Annotated in this window: 32 protein-coding genes and 1 tRNA gene; 15 read left to right on the forward strand and 18 right to left on the reverse strand. The window is 65.4% G+C overall.

Features of this window, described 5'->3' with window-relative positions; all coding sequences use genetic code 11:
• Window positions 1–3: 3 nt before the first annotated feature.
• Window positions 4–552, forward strand: a complete 549-nt coding sequence (locus ACIA49_RS28605) for a hypothetical protein (RefSeq protein ID WP_396380539.1) — start codon at window positions 4–6, stop codon at window positions 550–552.
• Here ACIA49_RS28605 and ACIA49_RS28610 read toward each other — a convergent pair.
• The gene (locus ACIA49_RS28610) at window positions 536–880 is read right to left on the reverse strand and encodes a hypothetical protein (RefSeq protein WP_396380828.1); all 345 of its coding nucleotides are present in this window, start codon (window positions 878–880) and stop codon (window positions 536–538) included. The genes ACIA49_RS28605 and ACIA49_RS28610 overlap by 17 nt on opposite strands.
• On the opposite strand from ACIA49_RS28610, the gene ACIA49_RS28615 reads away from it, so the two are divergent.
• The gene (locus ACIA49_RS28615) at window positions 774–1,373 is read left to right on the forward strand and encodes a trypsin-like serine protease (RefSeq protein WP_396380820.1); all 600 of its coding nucleotides are present in this window, start codon (window positions 774–776) and stop codon (window positions 1,371–1,373) included. The genes ACIA49_RS28610 and ACIA49_RS28615 overlap by 107 nt on opposite strands.
• Window positions 1,374–2,324: 951 nt before the next feature.
• Here ACIA49_RS28615 and ACIA49_RS28620 read toward each other — a convergent pair.
• The 4 genes from ACIA49_RS28620 to ACIA49_RS28635 all read right to left on the reverse strand — a co-directional run bounded on the left by ACIA49_RS28620 (window position 2,325) and on the right by ACIA49_RS28635 (window position 4,356).
• Window positions 2,325–2,780: an RHS repeat-associated core domain-containing protein gene (locus ACIA49_RS28620; RefSeq protein ID WP_396380541.1), complete on the reverse strand. Its 456-nt coding sequence runs from the start codon at window positions 2,778–2,780 to the stop codon at window positions 2,325–2,327.
• 67 nt (window positions 2,781–2,847) lie between these two features.
• Window positions 2,848–3,120 (reverse strand): hypothetical protein, encoded by a 273-nt coding sequence (locus tag ACIA49_RS28625; RefSeq protein ID WP_396380543.1) that lies wholly within the window; start codon window positions 3,118–3,120, stop codon window positions 2,848–2,850.
• Entirely contained in the window at window positions 3,093–3,458 is a 366-nt protein-coding gene (locus ACIA49_RS28630) for a DUF6531 domain-containing protein (RefSeq protein ID WP_396380545.1), read from the reverse strand. The genes ACIA49_RS28625 and ACIA49_RS28630 overlap by 28 nt, the downstream gene beginning before the upstream one ends.
• A gap of 172 nt (window positions 3,459–3,630) precedes the next feature.
• Complete coding sequence (locus ACIA49_RS28635) at window positions 3,631–4,356, reverse strand: TIGR02391 family protein (RefSeq protein WP_396380548.1); 726 nt, start codon at window positions 4,354–4,356, stop codon at window positions 3,631–3,633.
• A 733-nt stretch (window positions 4,357–5,089) separates the two neighbouring features.
• Between ACIA49_RS28635 and ACIA49_RS28640 the strand changes: the two genes are divergently transcribed.
• Complete coding sequence (locus tag ACIA49_RS28640; protein WP_396380550.1) at window positions 5,090–5,284, forward strand: hypothetical protein; 195 nt, start codon at window positions 5,090–5,092, stop codon at window positions 5,282–5,284.
• Between the two features lie 139 nt (window positions 5,285–5,423).
• Here ACIA49_RS28640 and ACIA49_RS28645 read toward each other — a convergent pair whose 3' ends face one another.
• On the reverse strand, window positions 5,424–5,624 hold the full coding sequence (locus ACIA49_RS28645) for a hypothetical protein (protein WP_396380553.1): 201 nt from the start codon (window positions 5,622–5,624) through the stop codon (window positions 5,424–5,426).
• A gap of 72 nt (window positions 5,625–5,696) precedes the next feature.
• On the opposite strand from ACIA49_RS28645, the gene ACIA49_RS28650 reads away from it, so the two are divergent.
• Window positions 5,697–6,257, forward strand: a complete 561-nt coding sequence (locus tag ACIA49_RS28650; RefSeq protein WP_396380556.1) for an RDD family protein — start codon at window positions 5,697–5,699, stop codon at window positions 6,255–6,257.
• On the opposite strand, the gene ACIA49_RS28655 is transcribed toward ACIA49_RS28650, so the two are convergent.
• A complete protein-coding gene (locus ACIA49_RS28655) occupies window positions 6,141–6,785 on the reverse strand; it encodes a response regulator (protein ID WP_396380559.1) in 645 nt (214 codons plus the stop codon). The two genes, ACIA49_RS28650 and ACIA49_RS28655, sit on opposite strands and share 117 nt — an antisense overlap.
• On the reverse strand, window positions 6,782–7,984 hold the full coding sequence (locus tag ACIA49_RS28660; protein ID WP_396380562.1) for a sensor histidine kinase: 1,203 nt from the start codon (window positions 7,982–7,984) through the stop codon (window positions 6,782–6,784). Before ACIA49_RS28660 ends, ACIA49_RS28655 begins: the two co-directional genes overlap by 4 nt.
• A 214-nt stretch (window positions 7,985–8,198) precedes the next feature.
• Between ACIA49_RS28660 and ACIA49_RS28665 the strand changes: the two genes are divergently transcribed.
• The 4 genes from ACIA49_RS28665 to ACIA49_RS28680 all read left to right on the forward strand — a co-directional run bounded on the left by ACIA49_RS28665 (window position 8,199) and on the right by ACIA49_RS28680 (window position 13,446).
• A complete protein-coding gene (locus tag ACIA49_RS28665; RefSeq protein ID WP_396380564.1) occupies window positions 8,199–8,585 on the forward strand; it encodes a DUF805 domain-containing protein in 387 nt (128 codons plus the stop codon).
• Window positions 8,586–8,607: 22 nt separating this feature from the next.
• Window positions 8,608–10,371, forward strand: coding sequence for an alpha/beta fold hydrolase (locus ACIA49_RS28670; protein WP_396380565.1), 1,764 nt, complete (start codon window positions 8,608–8,610; stop codon window positions 10,369–10,371).
• Between the two features lie 734 nt (window positions 10,372–11,105).
• Window positions 11,106–12,050, forward strand: coding sequence for a ferritin-like domain-containing protein (locus ACIA49_RS28675; protein WP_396380568.1), 945 nt, complete (start codon window positions 11,106–11,108; stop codon window positions 12,048–12,050).
• Between the two features lie 178 nt (window positions 12,051–12,228).
• The gene (locus tag ACIA49_RS28680) at window positions 12,229–13,446 is read left to right on the forward strand and encodes an Nramp family divalent metal transporter (RefSeq protein ID WP_396380571.1); all 1,218 of its coding nucleotides are present in this window, start codon (window positions 12,229–12,231) and stop codon (window positions 13,444–13,446) included.
• Between the two features lie 80 nt (window positions 13,447–13,526).
• Here the strand turns inward: ACIA49_RS28680 and ACIA49_RS28685 are convergent, their stop codons facing one another.
• The 3 genes from ACIA49_RS28685 to ACIA49_RS28695 form a co-directional block, all read right to left on the reverse strand.
• Complete coding sequence (locus ACIA49_RS28685) at window positions 13,527–14,156, reverse strand: ferritin-like domain-containing protein (protein WP_396380574.1); 630 nt, start codon at window positions 14,154–14,156, stop codon at window positions 13,527–13,529.
• A 10-nt stretch (window positions 14,157–14,166) separates the two neighbouring features.
• Complete coding sequence (locus tag ACIA49_RS28690; protein WP_396380576.1) at window positions 14,167–14,826, reverse strand: ferritin-like domain-containing protein; 660 nt, start codon at window positions 14,824–14,826, stop codon at window positions 14,167–14,169.
• Window positions 14,827–14,891: 65 nt separating this feature from the next.
• Window positions 14,892–15,599, reverse strand: coding sequence for a class E sortase (locus tag ACIA49_RS28695; RefSeq protein WP_396380579.1), 708 nt, complete (start codon window positions 15,597–15,599; stop codon window positions 14,892–14,894).
• A gap of 164 nt (window positions 15,600–15,763) precedes the next feature.
• Between ACIA49_RS28695 and ACIA49_RS28700 the strand changes: the two genes are divergently transcribed.
• From ACIA49_RS28700 to ACIA49_RS28710, 3 genes are all read left to right on the forward strand, one after another.
• Window positions 15,764–16,099, forward strand: a complete 336-nt coding sequence (locus ACIA49_RS28700) for a sec-independent translocase (RefSeq protein WP_396380581.1) — start codon at window positions 15,764–15,766, stop codon at window positions 16,097–16,099.
• A 24-nt stretch (window positions 16,100–16,123) separates the two neighbouring features.
• Window positions 16,124–16,243, forward strand: a complete 120-nt coding sequence (locus ACIA49_RS28705) for a ferritin-like domain-containing protein (RefSeq protein WP_396380822.1) — start codon at window positions 16,124–16,126, stop codon at window positions 16,241–16,243.
• 112 nt (window positions 16,244–16,355) lie between these two features.
• The gene (locus ACIA49_RS28710; protein WP_396380584.1) at window positions 16,356–16,508 is read left to right on the forward strand and encodes a hypothetical protein; all 153 of its coding nucleotides are present in this window, start codon (window positions 16,356–16,358) and stop codon (window positions 16,506–16,508) included.
• Window positions 16,509–16,664: 156 nt separating this feature from the next.
• Here ACIA49_RS28710 and tatC read toward each other — a convergent pair whose 3' ends face one another.
• Genes tatC through ACIA49_RS28725 form a run of 3 tightly spaced genes read right to left on the reverse strand, consistent with a single transcriptional unit; the run spans window position 16,665 to window position 18,590 of the window.
• Window positions 16,665–17,483 carry a twin-arginine translocase subunit TatC gene (gene tatC / locus ACIA49_RS28715; protein ID WP_396380586.1) on the reverse strand — a complete coding sequence of 273 codons (819 nt, stop codon included), beginning with the start codon at window positions 17,481–17,483 and terminating at the stop codon, window positions 16,665–16,667.
• 2 nt (window positions 17,484–17,485) lie between these two features.
• Entirely contained in the window at window positions 17,486–17,770 is a 285-nt protein-coding gene (locus tag ACIA49_RS28720) for a twin-arginine translocase TatA/TatE family subunit (RefSeq protein WP_396380588.1), read from the reverse strand.
• Between the two features lie 25 nt (window positions 17,771–17,795).
• A complete protein-coding gene (locus ACIA49_RS28725) occupies window positions 17,796–18,590 on the reverse strand; it encodes a class I SAM-dependent methyltransferase (protein WP_396380590.1) in 795 nt (264 codons plus the stop codon).
• 797 nt (window positions 18,591–19,387) lie between these two features.
• Here ACIA49_RS28725 and ACIA49_RS28730 point away from each other — a divergent pair.
• Complete coding sequence (locus tag ACIA49_RS28730; protein WP_396380592.1) at window positions 19,388–19,624, forward strand: hypothetical protein; 237 nt, start codon at window positions 19,388–19,390, stop codon at window positions 19,622–19,624.
• Between the two features lie 584 nt (window positions 19,625–20,208).
• On the opposite strand, the gene ACIA49_RS28735 is transcribed toward ACIA49_RS28730, so the two are convergent.
• Entirely contained in the window at window positions 20,209–21,267 is a 1,059-nt protein-coding gene (locus ACIA49_RS28735; RefSeq protein WP_396380594.1) for an IS110 family transposase, read from the reverse strand.
• A gap of 242 nt (window positions 21,268–21,509) precedes the next feature.
• Complete coding sequence (locus tag ACIA49_RS28740) at window positions 21,510–21,680, reverse strand: hypothetical protein (protein ID WP_396380595.1); 171 nt, start codon at window positions 21,678–21,680, stop codon at window positions 21,510–21,512.
• Window positions 21,681–21,868: 188 nt separating this feature from the next.
• On the opposite strand from ACIA49_RS28740, the gene ACIA49_RS28745 reads away from it, so the two are divergent.
• Complete coding sequence (locus tag ACIA49_RS28745; protein ID WP_396380596.1) at window positions 21,869–22,141, forward strand: hypothetical protein; 273 nt, start codon at window positions 21,869–21,871, stop codon at window positions 22,139–22,141.
• Window positions 22,142–22,224: 83 nt separating this feature from the next.
• On the opposite strand, the gene ACIA49_RS28750 is transcribed toward ACIA49_RS28745, so the two are convergent.
• The gene (locus ACIA49_RS28750) at window positions 22,225–22,443 is read right to left on the reverse strand and encodes a hypothetical protein (RefSeq protein ID WP_396380598.1); all 219 of its coding nucleotides are present in this window, start codon (window positions 22,441–22,443) and stop codon (window positions 22,225–22,227) included.
• 1,018 nt (window positions 22,444–23,461) lie between these two features.
• Here ACIA49_RS28750 and ACIA49_RS28755 point away from each other — a divergent pair.
• On the forward strand, window positions 23,462–24,640 hold the full coding sequence (locus tag ACIA49_RS28755; RefSeq protein ID WP_396380823.1) for a helix-turn-helix domain-containing protein: 1,179 nt from the start codon (window positions 23,462–23,464) through the stop codon (window positions 24,638–24,640).
• A 252-nt stretch (window positions 24,641–24,892) separates the two neighbouring features.
• Window positions 24,893–25,603, forward strand: a complete 711-nt coding sequence (locus ACIA49_RS28760; protein ID WP_396380599.1) for a competence protein CoiA family protein — start codon at window positions 24,893–24,895, stop codon at window positions 25,601–25,603.
• 357 nt (window positions 25,604–25,960) lie between these two features.
• On the opposite strand, the gene ACIA49_RS28765 is transcribed toward ACIA49_RS28760, so the two are convergent.
• Window positions 25,961–26,033, reverse strand: a tRNA-Thr gene (locus tag ACIA49_RS28765).
• Window positions 26,034–26,042: the final 9 nt, after the last annotated feature.

The following is a 26,042-nucleotide window of genomic DNA, read 5'->3' on the forward strand; positions in this document are numbered from 1 at the left end:
TCCATGCCCAGAAATCTGATAGCCGTCGCCATAGCGACAGCTGCCGTCGCAGCCGGCTGTTCCGGGCACCCCAGCCCGGAACAGCCGGCCACCGATGGCCCCATGCGGTTGACCGGCGACGAGCTAATCGTCTGCATGCCACTAAAAGGCAGTAAAGGTCACTACACCTTTGCTATGACAGCACTCAACAATCGAGGCGACCGGCCGCTGCGCGTCACTGCCGTGACACCGGTCAACCCACGTAATTTACGACTCACCGATATCGATATCACTTTCAGTGAGGACGGATTGTTCGGCAACTCCACGCAGTGGCCGCCGGATTCGGCCACCAACCCGCGAAACTCCGCAAGCTGGAAAGCACGGAAGCCCGCCACCGAGGTCGACATCCCAACCGATCCGCCGGAGGGTGTTTACAACCTGCTGGTTCACGTGGTGTCGGACCCCGGCACTCGCGATGCTTCGCTCGACGCTCTCGACGTCGACTACACCGTCAACGGCAAGCGCTATCGGACCCGCACCACCATCAGCCTTCGGCTCAAACCCGCATGCTGACTACCGCGCACAGGACGAGAACACTCAGTGTGCTGAGTGTTCTCGTCGTTCTCACCCTGGCAGTGGCGTGCTGCCCAGGCGAGGTGACCAGCAGCACCGCCAGTGACCCGGTTGTCAGCACGACATCTGCCCGCGACACCGCGGCGTCACAGGACATCTCGGTAGCGCTCGCTGTGGCCGCGACTGCGGTCATCGTCAACCACTCCGCCCCGGCCGGCAGCTTGTTCGGCGCCCAATCCTGCGCCGCCACGCTGGTCAGCTCCATCGAACTGGTCACTGCCGCGCACTGCGTCCGCACCCGCCGTCCGGCCTCATTGGATGTGGTCATCGGCGCCGACAACCTGTGTAGCACCGCACCCATCACGGGCGAACGAATACAGATCTCCGCGATCCACATCGACCCCGACCCCCGGCTGGATCGAGCGACACTCACCACCCTGCACCCCGCAACCACACCCCCGATCCTGACTAAGCCGGTCCCTACTCAGCCTGCCGCGACCGGCGACCTGGTCGCGGTTGGCTGGGGCCGCGACACCCGCGTCGGGCCCTCGCCTTGCCGCAAACGCGCCGTGCCTCTCGTCTCAGCCACTCCTGCGGCATGCCGCAGGGCCCAAGTAGCCAACCCGAACCGGTGGCATCCTGCGCAACTATGCGCTACCGCCGCACCAGGCGCGACGCGTAACACCTGCACCGGCGATTCCGGTGGACCTGTCATTGCCACCAAACCCGGCACCCCGCCAGAGCTCGTTGCTATCACCATATGGGGGATAGGCTGCGCCCCCGATCAAGTCGGCTTCTACAGCCCAGCCTCGGGAAACTGAACCACTCCACCGTACTTCTCTTTCAGTTAGAAGCTTGGTTCCGAAATGGGCGGTGAGACAGGTCGGCGCCGTGCCAATTCAAAGAGTTCCAATATTCGACTGCACTATTGTTGACCACCGGCGACTCCGACCCGTGATCCGCAGCATTAAAGACACCTGGACCCTCTATACCCGGCCGAGCCAGTCACCGTCGCGCTCGACCGCGTCGAGTTGGTCGCCGCCCGTCAGCACCCCGACGTCGGCACGTTCACCTGGGACCCGGTCGCCTCCATCCGCCTGCCGCACTGACCCCTATAACCGCCGGGCAGCCATATCCGCCCGAACCTCCTGGGTACTACATGGACTCCAACGGTGGCCGCTCCCAGCACGACGCGCCTATTGCCGGTCTCCGGCGTACTCCGGTCGCTCCCCCTGTGCAGACGACTTCGAACATTCGTGCAAACGACTTCGAACATCGACAGCGCCGTCCAGACCCGGGAGATGCGGGCCCTGCCAGCCAGTGATAACGGGCAACTCAGGTGAGTGGCCCGACCGGGCGTGTCGACGGCGATTCAGGCGTGATTACGACGGCTCGATCCCGCACACCTTCTGCTTCGCTAGGGGTAATGGCGGTTATCACTGGGAGACCGCCGTTGAAGCCTGGCGTTGCCGGGACGGCCAAATCCTTGCGTAGGCCCGCACGGCTCTAATGGTCCGCGGGCCCCACGCGGTGGCGGGGCCCGCAGCTATCAGCCTTCACGAGGAAGGCTTGACTTCATCATTCAGGCAGCTCGGTTTCGCCGTAGGAAGGTGGCGACAAGAACTCCGACGCCTGCTCCGATCAACGGCAGCATGAAGTGGGCCGCTACGACATCCGTGAGTAGCAGGACCAGCCCGGTCACGATCATGACCGAACCTAGCGCGATACCCGTCATGTTCGTCTTGGTGCTCGTTACCACCGTGTGTCCTCCGTCAGTCGGTCGGCCAGTCGTACTTGTCGGGCCCGTCGTAAGGATGGGGTGATCCTCCTTCATTGCACCAATCAGTAGCCCAGATGCCGTACCAATAACCTCCGAGCGCACCGGCCCAGGGTCCTCCGACATACCCCCACGCTGCACCGGCACCCGCTCCAACCAAGCCACCGAAGTAGTCGCAGCCGGTGGCTAGTCCGGTCGGATCGATCCTGTTGATGGTGTTGCTGTCCGCGTAGGCGTAGCGACTGGCGGAGTCGGGGTTCATGATCTGGCTGAGCGGATCCTGAGCCGTCCAGTTGGCGGTTGCGGTGTCGTGGAAGCGGACGCCATGCTTGATCCAGCCCGTCTGCTCGTCGAGCAAACCTTGGGTGTAGCGCAGCGGGTTGGTGGCTGAGGAAGTTCCGGTGGCGGCGGTTTGCTGGCCGGCCGGGTCGTAGGTATAGGTGGCAGTCACGGCACCGGCGGAGTTGGTGAGGCCAACCGGGGAGCCCTGGTTATCGAGGGCGTAGTAGTCGACCCCACTACCCCGTGGTGAGCGCGATCGGTGACCCGGACGGGTCCGTATCGAGATAGCTGGTCTGGCCGTTCCTGGTAAACGACTCCATCGTCGGTACACCGTTGCGATCGGCGCGTCCGTAAACGTACGACTTGCTCGCGCTGCCGGTGCTTGTAGAGACGAGCTCGTTCTGATCACCGCCGGCCCAGACGTAGTTCGTGACGGCGGAGTTCTTGGTGCGGGTCACGGTTTGCCCGGAAGCGTTGTAGGTCAGAGCGCCCTGGTTCGGGTCGCCCACCCGGCCCCCGCCGAACCCGACGGCAACGCCGCACTCGAGACCAGCCGCAGACTGTTGAACACCAGCCCCAACTGCAGATCATTCTGAATCCCCGGCAACGACAGGTCCGACGTAGTGACCAGCAGGTTCCCGGTCGCGACATCGACCGACGCGGACACCTTGTCCGAGATCGAGAAGGGCACTCGCGTCGCCGATGGTCGCGCCCCGGTGAACTGCGCGGTCTGTACTGCAGACACCGCAGCTTGCGCTGGCGCCATCACCAACCCTGTGCACAACAACAGCAACGCCGTACCCGCCGCCGTACCGGCAACGCGCAGGCGTGATCGCCCCACAGACATGCAAAACCCCCAGCAAAAGAAGACCCGCTCAAAGCCTCACTGCTGAAGCCGAGCAGAGACCCCACACTCACACGCCAATCCTTGACGGGTCTACCGGTCCTGACCGAAAACCAGCTGCAGGAACATGCAACTTTCCGGCTCTCCTCTGCATACCCAGCGGTAACAGCCGTTATCACTGGGGCGTCGGGTCGAGGCGTAGTTCGGTCTCGTCTGTCCAGCGGGCGATGACTGAGAGGACTCCGAGCATCTCCAGTGCTTCCTGCTCAGGCCACTCTTCGTTGCTGTGGGCGGCAACGTTCCGGATGCCGGCGAATGCGCCCTGCGCAGTGAGGTGTAGCCCGTCCTGGCGCGATCGCCAGGTGTCGCTGGTGGGGTCACCGGGAAAGTGCAGGCGGGGCCGACCAGGCGCGGTCCGCGGGGCGAAGACCTCTTGGACCAGGTCGCGGTCTGCCAAAGTGCTGCCGGCCTTCTGAGCGATGTGGGCCGACAGGGAGGTTGCCGCGGCTCCAGCGGCCACACGGAAGTTTCCCGTTCCCCACAGGGGCTCAGCAGCCGACCAGACATGGGGATGGAACTGATCGGCGCCGACAGCAGGGGCGTCGGGCGCCAGGTTCTTCTTCACCAGCTTCGCATCTCGAGCAACTCCCACAGCCACTTGAGCCACCTGACGATACGCAGCGGCCTGGTAGTCCAGCCTGGTCGATACAGAGCTCGGTAGCGCCACTTCAAGCGCCTTTGCGATCTTCAGGAAGGTCGGGAGTTCGCCGTAGTACTTGCTCACCAGAGCATCGCCGGACAGCTCCGGACCCTCGGCCCACGGATCCGCGGGGACGCCCGTAACCGCGTCGCAAGTGCGGTGGAAAGCCAGGATCCGCTCGACCATCCACTCGTAGTTCATTCGGCGCACGATAGTCCGCACGCGGACACCCCGTCAGCTGGGCGCCGGCGCAACCAGGTCGCGGGCGTAAACAGTCAGCGCACGCCGGAGCGGACCCGGGGCACTGACCACTCACCGCAGAGGATCTGCCGCTCACCAGGCGAAAATCGGGCCCCCACGGGGCGTGGGTTGAATTCCAAACGGTCTGGCCCCCATATGAGAGGCGAGCACCCCGCTGCAGGGGTCCGGAACTCTCAGCAAGTGCTCAGGTTTCTTACACGCTGTCTTGCCACGCTTCGAAGGTCGAACCGACGCCAGCCAGGCGGGCGGGGTCGATGGAGGACACCGCGACTGCAGACGTGGGGTTGTTCGATGTCGTGGCCGACGGGCCACCGTGTCCGGAGTTTGTCTGGAAGAGATGTCACAGTCCGGCCTGGTCGGCACCCCTATTTGTTCATGCGCGCCGTACCGAGTCCGACACGGCCGACGTCCCACCTGGATCCAGGCCGGCGAGAAAGGTCTGGGCTCGACGCGACGTTAGCTATCGGGCCGGTGCAAGCTGCCTGTCAGTGGCTCGATCAAGCGCCGCTGGCTGTACCCGGAGCGTCGAGGAAATCTCGGAGCTCGCTGTCACAGATGGCCCGATTTTCAGGCCTTCTTGAAGTAGGACCCACTAGGTGGGGCGACCCGTTGCGACCGGGCCGCCCCGCTGAACGAACCGATTCGGATGCACACCAGAACAGGAGCGTTCCCCATGAGCGTATGCACGACAACCGCCGGCGGACCACCGCCGCGCTACGACCAGGCCGTCCTGGTCATCACCGCCCTGACGTATGCCGCGATCATCGTTCTTGCCCTGACGGGCCACGAGCTCGTCGCCGGGCTGATCGTCGCCACCTGGCGGATCACCGCCCGCGTTCTTCGGTATCGCGGCCGCAAGCGCACGTAGCCCGCCAAGCGAACGCTCTACAAAGTTTGACGATGTTCCGATCGTGGGCTAGCTGTACTGCCTAGGCAGTACAGTTAGCGCCGTGACTGCGGTGGCCTGTGTCGACGGGAATACGACGGTCGGGCCTTGCAGTGCTGGCTCATCCGACGAGGAGCACCCGGTTGCTCGAGGCATCGACGACAGCAACGACGAGAGCTGATTCGCGCAGAATCAGTCTGGTCTCTTCGAGTGTCCGATCGGTCATCCACCAGGCAGAGGCGAACAGCTTCATCAAGCCGGCCAGTTGGTGTTCATCGACCGTGTGGCGGATGTGGATGTTCGCATCGGTGTTCATGCCCACCGCGCGAGCGTACAAGCCCCCAAGCTGAACTGCGTCAGCGATTCGCGAGGCTGCGAATGAGAGGATGAGGGTGTGAGCTCATCGGATGATCCGACGGCTGTCGTGGGGCGGCGGGTCCTGCAGGGGATGCTGGACCGGGTCCTGGAGATGATCGGCGGGGTGGTCGTGGCTGTCCTGGCGGTTGTGGTGCTGCACCGGCTCGGGGCCACTCCGCGAACGACGATCCGCGGCGCCGGAGTGGGCTTGATCGCCACCATGATGGTGCTGTCGCTGGGCAACGAGCTGCTGCTCGCCCGGCGCTGCGGCGTCACTGTCGGGATGGAGGTGTTCGGCCTCCGGCTGGTCACCTTGGCCGGCGAACGTCCGTCCTGGAAGGCCGTGATCATTCGGTACCTGCTCTGGCAGGTGGACGGGTTGTTCTTCGCGGTGATCGGGATCGTCATGATGGTCTGCACGCCGCGCCACCAGCGGCTGGGGGATCTCGTCGCGGGCACCCTGGTGGTTCGTTCGCGGCGGTCACTCGACCAGGCGGTTCTCCCACGCCCAGATGGCGAGCTGGGTGCGGTTCCGCAGTCCGAGCTTGCGTTGCGCGCTGGCGAGGTGCGACTTGACGGTGGACAGCGACAGTCGTAGATCCACCGTGATCTCGCTGTTGGTGAGTCCGCGGGCGAGAGCTCGCAGTACGTCGGTCTCCCGGTCCGTCAGCGGTACGTCGGTCCGCGCCGGGCGACCTGCTCCGCGGGTGAAGTGGGCGATCAGCCGCGTCGTGACCGACGGGGAGACCAGGGACTCGCCGTCGGCGGCCGCCCGTACGGCCTCGATCAGTAGCCGCGGCCCGGCGTCCTTGACGAGAAAGCCGCAGGCGCCGGCCTGCAGCGCGGCGTACACGTTCTCGTCGACGTCGTACGTCGTCACGACCACCACCCGGAGCGGATCCGGGACTCCCGGTCCAGCCAGCAGCCTGGTGGCCTGCAGCCCGTCGATGAGCGGCATCCGGATGTCCATCAGTACGACGTCCGGGCGGAGCTCGCGGGACAGGCGGACCGCCTCCTCGCCGTCGCCGGCCTCCGCCACGATCTCCAGGCCCGGTTCGCCCTCAAGGATCAGCCGGAAGCCGGTACGCACCATCGCCTGGTCGTCGGCCAGCAGAATCCGGGTCATGGCTGCAGATCTCCCCAGCTCGACGTCGACGGCAGTGGCATCCGGGCGCTGACCAGCCAGCGGTCGCCATCCGCACGCCCGGCGACCAACGTACCGCCTACCGCCTGGACCCGCTCGGTCATCCCGACCAGGCCGTAGCCGCCTTCGCGCCGCGACCGATGCGGGGCGACGTTGCGGATCTCCAGGACGAGTGTCGCGGTGAACCCCTTGCGTTCGACGGTCGCCTCGACCTCGATCGTCGTACCGCGCGGGGCGTGCCGGCGAGCGTTGGTCACGCTCTCCAGAACGACCCGGTGCGCCACCGGTACCAACGTGGCCGGGATCTCGGCCTCGGCCACGCGGTCGCCGACCCGCAGCCGGACGTCGCCACGGTCGCCGCAGGCGTCGCGCAGCGCGTCGTGCAGTACGTCGTGGGGGTCACTCTCCCTGTCCGACGGCGTACGCAGCATGCCGACCAGACGCCGCATGGCTGTCATTGCCTCGCCACCCGCCCGCTCGATCTCCTGGAGGACCGGCGCGTCCGAACCCGGCCGGCTGCGGGCCCGGACCTGCGCACCCTGGGCGAGCACCACGATCCCGCTGATGTGGTGGGCAACGAAATCGTGCAGCTCCTGGGCGAGCGCCACCCGCTCGTGCTCGCGGACAGCCTCCAGCTCGGCGGTACGGCGGCGGTCGGTGTCGCGCAGGACCAGTCCTATCCCGACGGCGGCCCCCCACGCCACGGCCGCCCCGATCGCCGCCAGCGACCACGGTCCCTCGAGCCCGAAGCGCAGCGGGAACGCGGCGACGCAGGCGCAAGCGGCGAGCAGCGTGGCCGGCAGTGCCCGCGACAGAGAGGACCGGCGCAGCAGGCTCCCGGTGAGCAGGCAGATTCCGGTTGTCTCGGCGAACGCCGGCTGCGCCCACACCTGGGAGCCGACCCGCACGGAGACCCAGGTCATCAGGCTGACCACCAGCGACGCGACGGCGACCAGCGAGAGGATCAGGATTCCCCGCGCGAAGCGCCGCCGCAGAAGCGCCATCGTGGCGACCCCGAGCCCGAGGGCCGGCGTCAGCGGAATCAGCAAGCTGGTCCACGGGCCGGGCGCTGCCCGGGGCCGGCTCAGCAGGGCGACCAGATCGGCGACGTAGAGCAGCGCAAGAACGATGACCTCGGCAACCAGTGCCGACCGGCGGGCTCCGGTGGTTCGGGTGGTCATGGCCACCAGCATGCCCGTTGGACGTGTGCACAACCTCCACCGGCCGGCCACAAAGTGCCCCGGCCAAAAGTACGAGGCACCGGCCCGCATCGGGCCGGATGGCGGATTCGGCCCGCGTGAGCACCGCCATAGCGTCGAGACGAATCCGCCCCATCTCTGCTACGGATTCGACCCGCCCGGTCGGCAGCAGCCGGCCTCGTCCACGGAGCGAACAGTGCACTGGTACGTCGAAGTTCTCAAGAAGTACGCGGTCTTCCGGGGCCGCGCCCGCCGCAAGGAGTACTGGCTCTACACCCTCGTCAACCTCGTGGTCTCGATCGTCCTCGCGATCGTCGACCGCCTGCTCGGCACCGACGGCCGGATCGACCTGATCAGCGGTGTCTACGGCCTGCTCGTGCTGGTGCCGACGCTCGCCGTCACCGTCCGGCGGCTGCACGACACCGATCGCAGTGGTTGGTGGATCCTGCTCAACCTGTTCCCCGTCGTCGGCTGGCTCGTCGTCCTCGTCTTCAACGTCATGGACGGTACGCCGGGACCGAACCGGCACGGTGCCGACCCCAAGAGTCCGGAGCGTTCCGCTTCGGCAGTTCCCCACGTCTGACGCCCAACGAAGAGGGAAACATATGCACATCTGGAAGATCGGCACCGCGACCGCCGCCGCGGCCTCGCTGGTGGTCGCCGCCGCACCACTCGTCATGGCGGACACCGGGGCCGCCGCGCCGCCGGACACCGCGAAGTACACCGGCCAAACGCTTGCCTGGGGCAAGTGCACCTTCAAGTCGACCGGACCCGCGGTGGTCTGTGCGTCGATGACCGTTCCGCGGGACTGGGCCGACCCCGCCGCGGGCTCAGACCTTCAGGTCTACGTCAGCAAGGTCGCCGCGACCGGAGCGAAGGACGACTACCAGGGCATCATCGTGACCAATCCCGGTGGGCCGGGCGGCCAGGGAACCTCGCTGGCGGCATCGATCGCGCAGCTTGAGCCGTCGCTGAACCAGCGGTACGACGTACTCGGCATGGATCCGCGTGGAACCGGCCAGTCCGGCGCCACCGGGTCGGCCGGCACCGGGCTCACCTGTCCGGTGCCCATCGACCGGCTGCCCACCGGTCCGCTGGATGCTCGTGACCGATCGCGTGCGTCCGTCCGGGAGCACCAGAAGACGCCGCGAGCGGTCGCGGAGGCGTGCCAGAGTCTCGCGGTGACGCCGTACATCACCACCTGGCAGACCGCCCACGACATGGACCTGCTGCGCCGGCTGTCGAAGGCCGACAAGCTGAACTATCTCGGGTACTCCTACGGCACATGGCTCGGCGCGAAGTACACCTCGTTGTTCCCGGCAACCACCGGCCGAGTCGTGCTGGACTCCAGTGTCGACTGGCAGGGCAGGCTGCAGGCGGACTTCGAGGACTTCCCCCGGATGGGCCAGCGCCAGACCGACCAGGTCTTTCTGCCCTGGCTGACCAGGGTTGCCCCGGAGATCGTCGGGACCACGACCGCGGCAGCGAAGCAAGCTGTCGAACGTGCCCGGGCGAATGCCGCGGCGGCCGGTCTGGACGGTGACTCGGTCGACTCGCTGTTCGCCGGGAACGGCAGTCAGATCCGCTGGGTGCTGGTTCTGATCGTCCTGCAGACCCTGCTCGCCGACGACGAGACGGACCGCGCGCGGACAGCGGCGCACCTGTCCAAGCCCATCCGGACTCAGCTCGACGAGATCGCGAAGGACCGTTTCGGTGTCCCGGCCGCGAAGGTGACGCCGAAGCTCTTGGTCGCCAAGAAGCTCGGCCTGCCGGAGCTGGCGGTCGACTACGCCAATGCGCCGCTGACCCGGTACGCCGTCGCCTGCGGAGACCAGCCGACGAAGTCCACGAACTGGTACAAGGCGCTCAGTGATTTCCAGGGCCCGAGGTATCCGATCTTCGGATGGCAGTACGGCCTCAACGAGGTCTGCGGACCGTGGACCGACGAGCCCCGCCAGCACCTGCCCAACCTCCCGGCCTCGGTGCGGTCCAAGGTCCTGGTCGTGCAGGGCGAGTTCGACCCGCAGACGTCGTACGAACAGGCGATGTCCGCGGTCAAGAAGGCTCCTGGCGTCAACGTCCTGCGCGTCGACGACGCCGCCTTCCACGGCCAGTACGCCATCCAGGGCAACCCGTGTGTCGACGGAATCGTCAACAGCTACTTCCTGAACGGCGCCGTGCCGCGGAACTCGAACTGCTCATCGGTCCCGTTGCTGGGGGAGGACTCGGTCCATCCGGTCAAGGGTCCGGTCGACGACTACCTCGGCGGACACCGCTCCCCGGCCGCCAAGCCGTTGCTGACAACGCTCGACGACACCCTCCGCCGCCTGGTCGGCGACCAACTGTCGACCGTCAACTCCCAGCGGTAGCACCACAGCCGTCAGAGGGCGCGGACTTCCACCGTCCGCGCCCTCACGTGCTCTTGTTCCTTAGCCCGGCTCGCCAACCGGGAGGGCGCTGAGTGGTCCGCTGGTCCAGGGCAGTCGGCACGCACCCCGGGATTAACCGTCCGCCCTAACGGTCCTATATTACTGACGGGTTTGACCCATCTTGGTCGCTGAGAGCAACGAATCAGAGCTTAGAGCAACCGTTGCTCTTGGCTACCGGGCCTGGACCCCGTCAGATCAGACCGGGTGGTGTGTGGAACCTCGAAGGAGCACGTCATGGACTATCACTCGGGCCTGAACATTGTGATCGGCCTGTACGTCGAGATCAGCTCTCGGTGCAGTGGCTACGGTCATTGGGGTCACGGTCTGCTCGGTCTCTTCAACTGATCCAAGCCTGGGCCGGTCACCGAGCCCAGGCGTCGAGCGGCCAGCCGACGGTTTGAACACCCGTGGCCTGTTGAAGGCCGGACCGGTCCGGCTGGTCGGTCGCCATCCGTGGAAGACGCTCCTGAGTGCGTTCGACACGGCGTGGTGACATCCCACATTCCCCGGGCGCCCACCCGGGTTCACCGATCCGGGACCGATGTGCGGGGCCTTCGGTTCCGGGTCGGCGATGCGCGACCCGGTCAGTGCGCGAGGGTCGCCCGGGGAGTGTCCGCCCGTTTGCCCGGCTGCGGCCGACCGGCCGCGTCGTACCCTCAGAGACGGAGACGAACGTGTTCGACAAGCTGTTCATCCGGAATGCCATCGGGCGTAGTGCCGAAAGCAATGTGGACCGGCGGAAGTTCCTGCGCGCTGCAGGCGTCGTCGGTGCCGGAGCGGGACTGGCCGGAGGTGGTCTGCTCACCAGCGGACTGCTGAACCCGGACGAGGCCGAAGCCGCTGCCACTGGTGGGCCCAGCGATGGCGCAGTTCTCAACTTTGCGCTCAACCTCGAGTACCTGGAGGCTGAGTTCTATCTCCGGGCGGTGCGTGGCTACGGGCTGTCCGCGGTCGACGTGCACGGTAAGGGACGAGCCGGCGGGGTCCGCGGCGGTCGCAAGGTGCGGTTCCAGTCGAAGGTCGTGCGTTCGTACGCCGAGGAGATCGCGGCCGACGAGCTCGCGCACGTCAAGTTCCTGCGCAAGGCGCTCGGTACGGCGGCCGTGGCGCGGCCGTCGATCGACATCGACGCGGCCTTCACTGCTGCTGCCACGGCGGCGAAGCTGATCAAGCCGGGGCAGAAGTTCGATGCCTATGCCAACGAGAACAACTTCCTGCTGGCTGCCTACGTCTTCGAGGACGTCGGTGTCACGGCGTACAAGGGAGCCGCACCGTTGATCTCCAACAAGACCTATCTGGAGGCGGCGGCCGGCATTCTGGCGGTCGAGGCTTACCACGCCGCGAACATCCGTACGACGCTGGTGTCGCGCGGTCTCGAGGCGCCGTCGGTCGCGATCTCCAACGCTCGTGACAGCCTGGATGGTAAGTCGGACCTCGACCAGGGCACGTCGTACCGGGGGTGCACGAACATCGTGCCCACCGACGCCAACGGGATCGCGTTCAGCCGCGGTGCCGATCAGGTCCTCAACGTGGTCTACCTGACCCCAAAGAAGGCCACGAAGGGCGGGTTCTTCCCGGCCGGCGTGAACGGCGCGATCAACACAAGCCGCGCCAACTGAACAAGCGATAGCCCAGTACTACTTGGCAGACCTCCGGAGCGCGGAACCCGTCCGCGCTCCGGAGGGTCATGGGTGGGTGGAACAAAGTCTGCAGCACCGATCTCTTGGTGCGACAGCTCCGAAGACTGGGCATTGAGTTCGTCGATCGAAGGGCAAGAGTGTGTATGCACCGGCGCCGTTGAGGCGGCAGTTGAACCGGTCCGGGCTGTTGCTGCTCGGACCGGCGTTCGTTGCGGCGGTCGCCTACGTCGATCCGGGGAACTTCGCGACCAACATCGCGGCCGGTGCGACCTACGGCTACCTGCTGTGCTGGGTGGTCGTCGGAGCGAACCTGATGGCCGTGCTGGTGCAGTATCTGGCGGCCAAGGCGAGTATCGCGACCGGACTGACGCTGCCGCAGCTGTGCCGCGAGCACTTCAAGCGGTCCACGTCGACCGGGCTGTGGGCCCAAGCCGAACTGGTGGCGGTCGCGACCGACCTGGCCGAGGTGGTCGGCGGTGCGATCGCGCTGAACCTGCTCTTCGGTATTCCGTTGCTGCTGGGCGGTGTGATCACCGGTGTGGTCTCGTTCGGGTTGCTGATCTACCAGTCCAAGCGGGGGCAGCGGCCGTTCGAGGCTGCGATCATCGGGCTGCTGGCCGTCGTTCTGGTCGGTTTCGTGGTCTCCACGATCAACTCCGAGCCCTCGGCCTCCGGTGTGCTCGGCGGCCTGGTCCCGCGGCTGGACGGCACGCAGTCACTGGTACTGGCGGCCGGCATGCTCGGCGCCACCGTCATGCCGCATGCGATCTGGCTGCACGGCGCACTGGTCACAGACCGGCACTGGAAGTCGATTCGCTCGACCGCGGGCAAGCAGCGGGTGCTGCGCGCCACCCGCACCGACGTGGCCATCGCCATGGCACTGGCCGGCGCGGTCAACCTGGCCATGGTCGTTCTGGCCGCCGCTGCGCTCAACGGCTCGGGTGCCGACTCGCTGGACGCTGCTCACGTAGCAATCGGTGACCGGCTCGGTCACTTCTCCGCACTGCTGTTCGCACTCGCCCTGCTGGCCAGCGGCTTCGCCTCCTCATCGGTCGGCACCTACGCCGGCTCGGTCATCCTGGACGGCTTCTGGAAGCGCAAGGTCTCACTGTCACTGCGCCGCCTCATCACTCTCGTCCCGGCGCTCGCCATCCTGGCCATCGGCATCGACCCCAGCCGGGCGCTGGTGGTCTCCCAGGTCGTGCTGAGCTTCGGCATCCCGTGCGCCCTGTGGCCACTGGTCCGTCTCACGGCGTCGAAGCGGATCATGGGGGAGCTGGTGAATCGCCGGCACACCACGTTTCTGGCGTGTGTGGTGGCCGCGGCCGTGACGGGACTGAACGTCGTACTGATCTTGCTCACGCTGCGAGGCTGACGGTCCAACCTAGCTACCAACACAGCGGAGCGGCCCAGTCTCCCCAGGGAGGCCGGGCCGCTCCGCTATCAATGCAGCTTTTAGTAGGTGATGGCGGCAACTACCTTGGACGGGTCTTGCAGGAACGGTGCGACGGCCTTCAGGACGTCGGCCTTGGGGATGCCGACCTCGGTGGAGCCGGCGTAGACGCCGCCTTCGGCTTTCAGGCCGAGCAGGTTGCCGACCACGGCGGCGTGCCGGGCCTCGACGCCGAAGATGCCGGCCGCGGCCTGGAGGATCATCTTGTCCTTCACGAAACCGGCGGCACCGAGGTAGGCGCCGACGCCTTTGTTCTCGAAGACGTGCGCGGTGGTGAGGTAGCTCTTGCGTGACTCGAAGGCGCCACCGAAGTCGACGGCCGGCGCGCCGACCGGCGTACCGCCGAGCTTCTGGATGGTGGCGGTGATCGTTGCGACGTGCGACGCCTCGTCGGCACCGATCTGCATCAGGTACTGCTTCTCCTTGCCGGAGACGAGATTCGCCTTGTTGCCCTGGCGGTAGAACTCGGCCTCGAGGTACTCCAGTGTCAACGCGTAGTTCAGGACCTCGATGTCGCTGGTGAAGTCCTTGGCCGCGGCCAGGTGGAAGCCGTGGTTGAGCGCTCCGATGGCGGCGCCTGCCTCGACGTGCGAGGAGTTGCCGTGGATCAGATCGCGAATGGTGTCAGTCATGTCCTGCTCCTTACTTCGCGAGGAACGGCATGGCGGCCTTCAGGACTGGCGCCATCCCCAGGTGGGCCTCGATCGGTGCCGGGAACGGATTCCCGCCAGTGATCTGGGCGATGATCGCGGCATGCCGGGATTCCACGCCGGCGATGGACGCCGCCGCGGCCAGGATGGCGACGTCCTTCACCAGCGGCACCTGACCGTGGTAGGCCTTCACACCGAGCTCCTCGAAGACACCCGCGGTCTTCAGGAACGACGCTCGGCTGGCGAACGTGCCGTCGGGGAACTTCACCTTCGGTGCCGCGACCGGCGTACCGCCGAGGTCCTTGATCGTCGTACGGACCGCGGTGACGTGGTTCGCCTCGTGCTGCTGGATCGGGTCGACGAGTTCGAGCTCACGGCCCTTGAGCAGCTTGGCTTTCAGCCCGGCGGTGTAAAACGCGGACTCCAGGTACTCCAGGGTCAGCGCGTAGTTCAGGATGTCGAGATCGCTCTTGGCCGCCGAACCACTGACCGCGCGATCGGCGTGACCGAAGGCGATCGGATCACCGATGCGCGATGCGACGTACGTGGCTCCGACGCCGATCAGAGCCGCGTTGCGCAGGAAGCTGCGCCGGCTGTGCTCGTCGGCGAACTCGAGGACCGGGCGGCCCCCGAAAATCGACTTGATACCCATGACTCTCCTTGGTGCTTCAGTAGGGGTGCATCAGGGTCGTTCCGGATCCAGGGGATATCGCCTCCTCAACCGGCGCGCGCCTGGACGACGATGCGCTGGTAATGGGCTGTGATGGGGTTACAGGCGAACAAGGTGATCACCTTGTCGCCCGGCTGAGTGGGCCGGCGCAGCACGAACTTCACATAGTCGGCCTGCGGCACGATGGTGGTCTTGAAGACCTTGTACGTCGTGCTCTTCGCGCCGACCGTGACCTTGATCGGGTCACCGGGGCGGAGCCGGTCCAGGTACAGGAACGGCTTGTCGTTCGTACTGCGATGGCCGCTGATCACGGAGTTGCCGGGACTACCTGGCAACGGCGTACCGGGCCAATGACCGACGCCGTGCACGAGTGCTGCCTCGTCGACCCCGTTGTTCAGCTCGGCATCGAGCTTGAGCCGTGGGATCACGAGGCGGCCGAGGCGCAACTGCTCGCCAGGCTTGGCCTTGATCGCCTCGATCGGTACGCCGGCCGCCGGGCTTCCTTCACCCGGTGCGAACTGCGGTTCGACCGGCTCGCCGCTGCGCAGCTGATCCAGCATCCGATTCACGAGTGCGTCCGGCTCAGCTAGCGCCGTTTCCGGTGCATTCTCGGGCTGAGCGCTCGCGACTGGTGGCGACGTCCCGGTCGCCGTGTCCTTGCCATCGGGGCCGAAGACAACCACTCCTACCGCGACCACCGCCGCGAATCCCACACTTGCTGCCAGCCATCGATACAACGGCTTCCAGGACTTCATACCACCGACCATCTCCTCATGAGGCGGGGTAGCGCTGTGAAGAGGTTCGGAGGCACCAGCTACCCGGATGGGCGCCCCAGCACCACTGCTCGCACGTCGGTCCGACCGATCCGAAAGCCTCCGGGCACCGAATCATTGGTCGGAACCCATGGATGGGGTGAGTCATGTTCGGCATCGGGCCGCTCGAACTGGTCGTGATCGCGATCGTCGCTGTCCTCGTCTTCGGCCCTGACCGGCTGCCGGAGTTTGCCCGGACAGCGAAGCATGTGCTGAGCCAGGTCCGGAGGATGGTCAGCAATGCGCAGAGCGATCTGCGGGACGAGCTGGGCCCGGAGTTCGCCGATCTTGAGCTACAGGACCTGAACCCGCGGAATTTCGTTCGGAAGCACTTGCTTGAGACCGGCGATGACAAGCTCGAGGCGGAAGCTGCTGGCGGAGATTCGACCCCGAAGCGCCTGCCCGTCGGCCAGAAGCCGCCGGTCGATCTCGAGTCGACGTGAGCGCAATTCTTGCGCGCCGCTGGCGTGGCCGGCGCTGTACTGAACTTCGCGCTCAACCTGGAGTACCTGGAAACGGAGTTCTACCTGCGCGCGGTGCGCGCTACGGATTGTCTACGGCAAGGGCAAGCCGGGCGGTGTCCGTAGCAGTCGCAAGGCCAAGTTCCAGACCAAATCCGTCAAGGCATACGCCGATGAGATTGCCGCTGATGAACTGGCTCACATCCGCTTCCTGCGTAAGGCTCTTGGTACGGCGGCGATGGCGCGGCCGTCGGTGTCCATCTCCAACGCTCGCGACAGCCTTGACGGGAAGAGCGACCTCGACCAGGGAACGACGTACCGTGGGCGGACCAACATCGTTCCGACGGACGCGAACGGCATCGCGTTCAGCCGTGGGCCGACCAGGTCCTGAACGTCGTCTACCTGACACCGAAGAAGGCCATCAAGGGCAGCTTCTTCCCTGCTGACGTGAACGGCACGATCAACACCAGTCGCGCGAACGCCTGATCGCAGAAAAGTGGCCGGCCGCCCTCACGCGGCTGGCCACGGCGTGGTGCTGGATCCTGCCTCAATCGGCCAAGAGGGCGTCGTCCTGGCGTTTACGTCGGCGGTCGTTGATGCGGGCAATCACCTCGGCCACGAAGAACAGCAGACACATCGGGACCGCCAGCAGACACATCGTGAACGGGTCACCGGACGGCGTCGCCACCGCGGCGAAGACGAAGATGACCAGGATGATGTACGGCCGGAACTTCCCGAGCGCGGCGGCCGGGACGATGCCGAGCATGTTCAGCAGGACCACGACCAGCGGTATCAGGAACGCGATGCCGAAGACCAGCATCGTCCGGATCACGAAGTCGAGGTACTTGCTGATCTCCACCAGGTTCTGGATCGCCTCCGGGGTGAACCCGAGCAGGATCTCGATACCCTTCGGCAGCGTCCAGTACGCGACGGCCAGACCGCTGGCGAACAGCGGCGCGGCGATCGCGGCGAACAGATACGCCCACTTCTTCTCGTTGCGGTGCAGGCCGGGGGCGATGAACGCCCACAGCTGGAACAGCCACACCGGGCCGGACGCGACCAGGCCCATCATCGCCGAGACCTTGATCCGGAACGTCAGCGGATCACCGACACCCTGGAGCGTGAGCTGAGGCTTCAACGCCCGCGCCTCGGCGTACGGCCTGATCGCGGTGTTGAACGGCTTGGTGAGGAAGTTGAACGCCTCGTTGTAGAAGAACCAGGCGGCGATCGTGCACACCACAATGGCGAGCACGCTGATGAGCAACCGGTTCCGGAGCTCGACAATGTGCTCGCGCAGGGTCATCCGACCCTCTTCGTCCTTCGGGCGGCGCTCCTTCTTCTCCTCGCGCCGCCCGACCTCCGACATCGTCAACGCAGTGGAGTCGCCGTCGAAGGCGGACTGTCACTGGAGCCCTGCTCGTTGACAGCAGGCTGTGGCTTCACTTGGGGGAGAGGAGTCTGCGAGGGGTAGGCAGCGTCTTCGGTCAGCTCCTGCGCCTTGCTGCTGGGGCTGACCTCCTCCTCCCAGATCTTCTTCGACTTGCCGAGCTGCTTCACCAGGGCCGGCAGCTTGGCCGATCCGAACAGCAACACGACAATCGCGAGAATCACGAGCCACTCTGCACCTGCCGGCATGCCCAGTAAGGTCAGCATGCGAGGCCTGTCCACCGTTGATTGATCATGATGGGGATTCGAAGCCGCCATCCCTGCGGATCGGTCCCATCTGCGACCGAACGCCGTGCACAAGCCGTGTGATCAGTTGGCCGCTCTGCAAAAGCTTCTGCAGTTTGTCGTTTTGCTCTTCGGCTTCTTGATATCTCGGATGGTCGCCGTAGCGAGCGCGAAGGCGCTTCTCCACCTCGTCGGCTCGTTGCTTCCAGTCGATCGGAGTGATGTCAGGCGCAGCAGCAGAGTCACGGATCTCGAACCCAGCGTCTCTGAGCACTGCCACGAGCTCTGCTGCGGTCGGAAAGAAGTTGCCCTCCGGCTGCGGCGACGTCTCTTCGTCTGCGGCGATGAGCACAAGCAGGTCGAGTGACCCGCCAGGCCGAAGTACCCGATGGACTTCGTTCAGTAACGCCAGTTTGTCCCGTAAGGTGCACAGGACCCCGATGCACCAGACTGTGTCGATGGATCCTGCCGCGAGAGGGATCGCGGCTCCGCCCGCCGTGACCGTAGCCAATCCGAAGAGCCGAACCGCTGCGCGGCCTGCGCCGGTGATCGGATCCATCAGCAACGGATGGACACCGTAGTGTTGTTGAACCCAAGCGGCCGGTCCGTCGATACCAGCGCCGAGGTCCAGTAGTCGCGATCCCCGACGCAGACTGCAGGCCTCGGCCAGCCAAGCCAGCGCCAGCGGTCCGCCGCTACCACGACAGCCGGCCGGGATGAAGAAGTCCTCCCCAAGATGCTGCGCGGCAAGGCACGTCCACCATGCGACATCGTCGAACTCGGCTTCCATTTCGGCTGTCATCGCGCCCTTGGCACCTTCCACTGGATGGCCTTTCCGCGGTCTGGTACCCAGACGCAGCCCGTACGGCGTCGCCGACCTGCAGGCGCACGCCATCATTGCGAAGTGGTTCGGGTCCGGTTTCCCGAACGAGGTCCTCTGCGGCACCGTCGGGATGCAGGAAATGTCGAGACAGCACCCGAGCGCGAGGACTTGTTACCCCCAGAACGGCGCTCGGACCGGCGACCTGATCTGATCTACCTGAGTTCGGATCCGAGCAGTTGTCCGTGGCGAGCCCGCAATATCGCCGTCCGGTCGTGCGATCCGAACCTTGGCCGGGTACGACGAACCCTCGCCGTTCAAGAGCCGACCAGCTCCCGGACGATCGCATCCGGCGAAAATGAAGATCCCTGGACCTGCCGCGGCCTCGACGGTGTCCGCGTCACGCTCGGAGAACCTGATTCGACCGAGGCCGATGAGATCCACTAGCCGAACAGTTGATCTATGCCCGACGGGGCGATCGCGTCGACTACTAGGTCAACTACTCGATCGAGTGACTCGATCGTGGGCCCAGCGACGATGAAGTGAACATGTTCCGGGGCCCGGCGCAACTGTCGACCTTATGGCCAGGTATGTGACGGCCCTGTCCGCTAATTGCTCAACTCCGCAGGCAAACGAATCCGCGAGGTAGCGAGATCAGTCCGGCGTGCCATCGAAACCTTGAGTGGTCCCGTCCCACCAGCGCTCAGTTCCGACCGTAAATGAGGCGCCGTCACTAAGCGCCTGGTCTCAGTGACACTGGCCTAGGCCATTATGGTGGAATGACCACGATGCGAAAGTTTCTAGTTGTCGGTAGCGGTGTCGCTGTGGCGGCCGGCGCACTGTCCATTGTCGCGGCGCCGGCCTATGCCGGAGCGACCAACGAGTTCTACTACCACTGGGAAGACTGTAATCGCCGCGTACAGCAGCTCACCGACGGCCAAACGGGCGCTGAGTGCAAGTTCGAGGCCGTCGGAGGTGGCCGGTACCTGTGGCATCTCTACACGTACGGCACGTGATCGCATCTGTTGTTGAGCCTTGAGCGGCAACCAGGCTAATCGAGGTGGACCCGAGAAGCGTTGATCACGCCCACGGTGCTCCGACTTCGCTGAACAAGGCCAGATCTGTGGCTGCACGGTCTATCCAGTACTCGACGTCGCGGACGACTGGGTGTCGCTCGGGGTCCTCGCCCTCCGAGCGGACCAAGTCGTCCGGGATCGGTTTCTGCGAGGATGGTGCCGGCAAGCATGACCAGGCTGCTGACGACCAAGGTGGCGCGGAATCCGACCAAGGCGCCGAGAGTGCCGCCGAGGATGGCGCCGATCGGTTGCATTCCGTGGACCAGGAATCGCCAGGTGGCCTGCGTCCGGGGGAGAAGTTCTGGTGCGATCAGGATCTGGCGAATGGTCTGCTGGTTGATCCCGTACAGCGTGGGCGCCAACCCGCGCAGGGGCTGCGCGAGGATCACCACCGCCAGCACCAGCGCTGGCGGTCCTCCAGCGGCGGCCATCGGCCTGCGGCGACGAGGCACACCCGGCCACCAGAACAGCCGTCAGGGCTGCGGTAAGACAGGCGCTGCGCTGGTGGTGTGCCATGGATGCTCCTATGGATCGTCAAGTGTGGTGAGGGTGTAGTAGAGCTCGCGGGCGATGAGTCGTTTGAGGCAGCGGATGGTGTCGTTTTTGGAGAGGCCTTCGGTGGTTCTGCGGGTCATGTAGGCGCGGGTTCGGGGGTCCCAGCGGAGTCTGCAGATGACGATGCGGTGGATGGCTGCGTTGGCTTGGCGGTCTCCGCCGCGGTTGAGGCGGTGGCGGTGTGTTCGCCCCGACGAGGCGGGGATGGGTGCGACGCCGCAGAGCATCGCGAAGGCTGCTTCTGAGCGGATGCGATGAGGGTTTTGGCCGGCGGTGACCAGGAGTTGGCCGGCGACGTCGGCGCCGACACCGTTGAGCTCGAGCAGGCGGGGGTTGATCGCCTCGACCAGCGGGGTGATGAGGGCGTCGAGTTCGGTGATCTGTTCGGTGAGGTGATTGTGGTGGCGGGCCAGGCTGCGCAGCGCGGTTTTGGCTGCTTGGCATGGCTGGCCGATCCGGGCTGGGTCTGGGCGTAGTGCGGTGCAGGTGGCGATGAGTTCACGCGTGGGCAGGTCGCGTAGTTGATCGCGCAGTGGTTCGGGTGCGGTGACGATGAGGGTTTTGATGCGGCGGATGGAGTCGGCGCGGTGGCTGATCGCGCAGCGGCGCGCGACGCGCAGGTTGCGGAGTGCTTCGACGTTCCCGGTGCGGTTCTTGGGTGTTCCTGCACGCGTGCCGGAGGCTGCTGCGCGGGCGGCTGCTTCGGCGTCGATCGGGTCGGATTTGCCGGCTGAGCGGCGGGTTTTGCGGTCTGGGCGGTCGACTTCGATCACGGTCATGCCTTGGCCGGTGAGGTAGTTGGTGAGGCCGTTTCCGTAGGCACCGGTTCCCTCGACCCCGATCCGCTGGACCGTCCCGAACGCCTGCAGCCAGGCCAGCAGCTCCTGGTAGCCGGCCGCGGTGGCAGGGAAGGTTCGGTGGTCCAGGAGCCGGCCGACGGGATCGATCACCGCCGCGGTGTGGGTGTCGCGGTGGGTGTCGACACCGCCGATCACGCCGTACTGGAGACCGGTTCCTGTTCGTGTCATCGTGGACATTGCCGTCCTCTCGCTAGGGCTAGGGCGGCACGCACCAGCCGAGGCGAGCGGGACAGAACAGTGATGGGTGCCTGCTGGCACAGGCTCCTATGAAGTCACCAACAACCCTCTGGCCCGGTGAGTGCAGGTGAGCCCCGCAAGCAGACGACCGACGAATCCCGTTCAAGACCCTAAGTCAGTTAGGCGACGAGTCAGGACGACCGCTGCGGGGCTCACCCACATCATCCTCACTGTTAGTAGACGACCCCGTTTCCTGACGGCTTGATGAAGCTGTTGGCGAAACCGGTACTGGAGTAGATGAACTTCGCGTTCACGCCACTCCACACGGTAGTGGCCGGGTCGGCGAAATAGCTACGCGCGCCGGACTGGTCGTAGCCGTAGCCGACCAGCCAGTGGTCGATCACGTAATGAAGCGGTGGCCGGCCCACGTCACCACGACACACCAACCAGCGATACGCCTTTACACACAGGGCGAATCAGTCAAAGGCCACGATCTACAGCTGTAGTACTAGATCATCTGCTTTGCCTTCAAGGATCGGTCAGTTCGTATCCGGCCGCCGCTCCGACGTCTGCGCAGACGAGTACGGAATTCGTGCAGACTTCGAACATCGACATCCGGGACTTCACCTACGCCGGTGCCGAGTATGAGGCCGACGGGTCGGAGAGGTCGGCGACGACCGCCTGGGGACTGGTGGCGAGGCTTGGCGTAGGAGGGCGATGTTCTCGGGGTGAGGGTTCGGTTTGGGGTTCGGGGTGGGTCTCCAAGGGGTTCGGCTCGGCGTACGGGGTTGGTGGTGAGGGCGCCTTCGCGGAGGGAGAGGGCCATGATGCCGGACTGATGGCGCGGGAAGCCTCGGCCCGCTAGCCCCCTTGAGCCCTCAGCCCGCCGTACCAAATTCCCAGGTACGACGGGCTTTGGCGACTGGCGGAGACAGCACGCGTGGCTGTCTAGCGCCTGTCGAAGAACTTCCAGCCGCCCTTCATGTCGTAGAAGCAGGGCTCGGTGTTGGCGCCGCCCGGGTCGATACCTCCGCGCCAGTATTCGCAGGTTGCTCGATCCGGGTAGGGGCCGTAGTACTGACCCGTCACGGTCGCGCCGGCGGTGACTGTTGTCGCGAGCGCGAGGAAGGTTCCGGCCACCGCTGCGGCTGCGATGCGTCTGATCATGGTCGTCCTTTCGGCTGCTCTCATGGTGTTCGGGAGCCTACATAGAGTGGCCATCGCATGGACCTGCAGTTGGGGTATTGCGGTGGACCACTGACGACCGCCGGCGACGGAGAGGTATCGACGGCCCCGACGGTTACTTCAGTGCCGAAGAGTGGCTGCTTCACGGTTACGAGCACCTCTTCCGGCGCCTGCTAATGACGCAGGTCAACGACGTCGTGAAGAAGTTGGTCAGCGACCTTGACCTCGACTTGCCCGCGATGTTCACGCGCTTGCGGTCCCACTGGGAGCCATCACGTCGGCCGAGGGCTGCGATGGGCATCATCTGCTCCGTCACTGCTCCGTGGGACGCTGACAAGCGATGGTCAGTGTCGCGAACGGACGAGCGTAAAGATGCAGGTCAGAGGTCGAATTGAGAGTTCGGTCCGCTTCGAGCCGCCTGCACCTGCAAGATCCTCGACATCTACGAGGGGCGTACAAGGTTTCCGCTTGTTGGGTGGTGGGTGCTCAACCGCGGGCCACTTTCCAGCCGAGGCTTCGCTCACTGGCTTCGTGGCGGAGGCGCGCTCGGTTCGTCGATGCGCGCCCGGCGGATGGGGGGCGCCGTCGCAGTTGGCAGCATCGAAGGCTGAATCAACTGATGAGTACACGGTGTCGCCGGTTATCAAGCGGGCTTCCTGGCTGGTGAACGTGGAAAGTCTGTTGGCTCACACGTTGAACGTGCCTCTGGAGCTGAGGAGGAGGCATGGGTCGGGAACCGCTGCCGTTGGGCACTTGGGGGTCGATCTCGACGCGTGCTGTTGCGTGGGACGCGAAGGGGGAGCCTCGGAAGTACGAAGCGCGGGCGTTGTATCGGGATCTGGATGGTCGGCCTCGGCCTGTGGCCAAGTGGGGGCGGACGAAGACTCAGGCGGAGAATAATCTGCGTGCCGCGATGAAGTCGCGGCAGCGTTTGGGAGAGGCTGGCGGGCTGCGGTCGACGGAGCGTGTGTCAGTGGCTGTGGAGTTGTACTTGGCCGAGGTGCAGGATCTCATCGAGCAGGACGTTTTGGCGCCGAACACCTACCAGACCTATCGGTATCAGTACGACAAGAACCTTGCGCCTCGTGTGGCCGAGCTCCGGCTGTGGGAACTGACCACGCCGCGGGTGAAGGATGTCGTCAAGGCAATTAGGGACGAGGTTGGCGCGGCGACGGCAAAGACCTGTCGAAGCCTGTTGAGTCGGGCATGCGGGCTGGCGGTCACGCATGGCGCGCTGGCGGTCAATCCGGTGCAAGAGATCACGATCAGGCAGACGTCCAAGAAGCAGCCGCCTCGGGCGTTGGATGCCGCTGAGCGGGACCAGTGGTTTGAGCTGCTTAGTCAGGACGAGCGAGCTATTCGGGCTGACCTGATCGACATCACGAAGTTCATGTTGGCGACAGGTGAGCGGATCGGCGAGACACTCGCGGTCACTTGGCGCGACGTGAAATGGGAGACGGGCGAGATTGATTGCAGTCATCAGGTCCAGTCGATCAAGGGCAAAGGGCTTGTCCGCCGTCGGGTGAAGTCGGTCGCGGGTGATCGGATTCTTGGGCTGCCGCGTTGGGGTGTCGAGATGCTTGAGGCCAGGTGGGTGCCGGGCACTTCGCTCGATGCGCCGATCTTTCCGGACTCTAAGTGCGGCTTCCGCGATCCGCACAACGTGCAGAAGGCGTTGCGAGACGTACGTCGGCCGGTGGGCAGCGAGCGCCGCCGGCAGCTGGGGGGTGTTCTTCGCGGTCATCGTCGGGCGGCAGGAATGACACAGGCGGAGGCAGTGGCCGCGCTTGGTTGGCGTAAGACGCGAATCAGCCTGGTGGAAACGGGTCGGGTCAAGCTGACGGCGGAGGAGGCTGTTGTGCTTGCCGATGCCTACGGGATCAGCAAGAGCGATCGGGCCGCGTTGCTGGAGCTGACGGAGCTGGCCGGTCTGCAGTCGCTCGCCGACGAGCTCGCGTGGGTCACCGCGCACGTCTTCAGGAAGACGACCGCCACTGTGCTGGAACGATCCGGGCAGACTCCCGGGCAGGTCGCGGATCAGCTTGGACATGCGCAGACTTCAACGACCATCAACGACTACTTCGGCCGTCGTCGACGGAACCCTGAGGCTGCGCAGCACCTCGAAGACGCCCTGCGACACGTGCATGAACGAGATTCGGAGCCACCTGGCGTAGGCTAAGGAGGCCTCGAACACCAAATACTTACTCTCATCTCGTAGCTGACTCTTCGCCGCGCACACAACTCTCAATGTCTTGGGCCATCTGAGCGCCCACACTGAAGACTCCCTGCGGCTGACTTCAAATCTGGTATCGACAAAGCTTCTGAATCTCGTCGAGGCATCTGTCCATGCGTATGTGGCGGACGGACGCGACGATGAGGTTGTCGTGGGCCCGTTCGACATGTGCGCGTCTTTGTCGAAGGGAAACCGCGGATGTCGAAGGAACTGCTGGTCATCGGGTTCGATCTCGCGACCGGTCGTGAAGTGCACGTTGACGATCAGAGCGTCGAGTCCTGGCGGCGCAAAGGGCAGCAGGGCGATGGAAGCCTGGTGTGCCTGTTCTGCCTGCAGGGTTGGGATTGTCCTGAGCCGCGGCAGGTGCCGCTGGTCGTGAAGGGGCGGATCGGTGGTCAGCGACGGCCGCACTTCGCTCATCCGCCGAGCGAGGCACCCGTCGGTGGCCATGGGCCGGAGACGCGGTGGCACGCGGAGGCGAAGAGGTGCATCGCCCGGTGGGCTGAATCGCAACCGGATGTTGTCGGGGTTGTCGACGAGCAATGGATTCCGGGACGGGTGCGCCGTAGCGATGTGTTGGTGGAGCTGAGGTCCGGTGCGCAGGTCGCGTTCGAGCTGCAGCAACAGTCGCTGACCGACCATGCCTGGCGCGTGCGCCACCGCGACTACGTCGAGGCCGGCATCACTGATGTGTGGTTGTGGCATCCAGCGACGGGGTGCCCCGAGTTGTTTACGCAGAGGGGCACCTTGGCTGGACCTTCGACGTACAAGGAGAGGTCGTCGGCGTCATGGTGGACCGGGAGCGCCGAAACTGGCCGCCTGCGGTCGGGGATCAGGTGCGAGCAGAACCAAAGGTACTGGACACGTTCGGCCTCTCTGCAAGTGGTCTCGTACTGCCGGCCACACTGATGGTTCAACTTGATGGCTCTGCGAAGGGGCGGCGGGGCGGTGCGTCTGAGAGCCCCCGGCTGGGCGCATGGGGTCCGGCTGTCGTACCTGCCCCGTCGGGAGTACCCCGTGCTGTTTCCCCGCGGGGGGCGACCCCCTCGGTGGTCGTTTCACTACGTGGGGTCGCGAGGTGATCTGCATCAGATCTATCGGGCGGACGCAGCGCCGCCGTACGCACATACGCCCGCTCGCTACAGGTGCTCCTGTGGGCTCATCCTCGCTGCCATCGACCAGCACCCATAAGTGGGTAAGTCGTGAGTTTCCAGTGAGTTGTGGCCGCCGAAATCATCAGCGGCAACTTATCTTCGCAGGTGAGAGAGCCGACGAGGGGACTCGAACCCCTAACCACCGCTTTACAAGAGCGGTGCGCTGCCAGTTGCGCCACGTCGGCGGGTTGGTG

This window comes from Kribbella sp. NPDC051587 (genome assembly GCF_044453945.1).
Taxonomy (GTDB): Bacteria; Actinomycetota; Actinomycetes; order Propionibacteriales; family Kribbellaceae; genus Kribbella.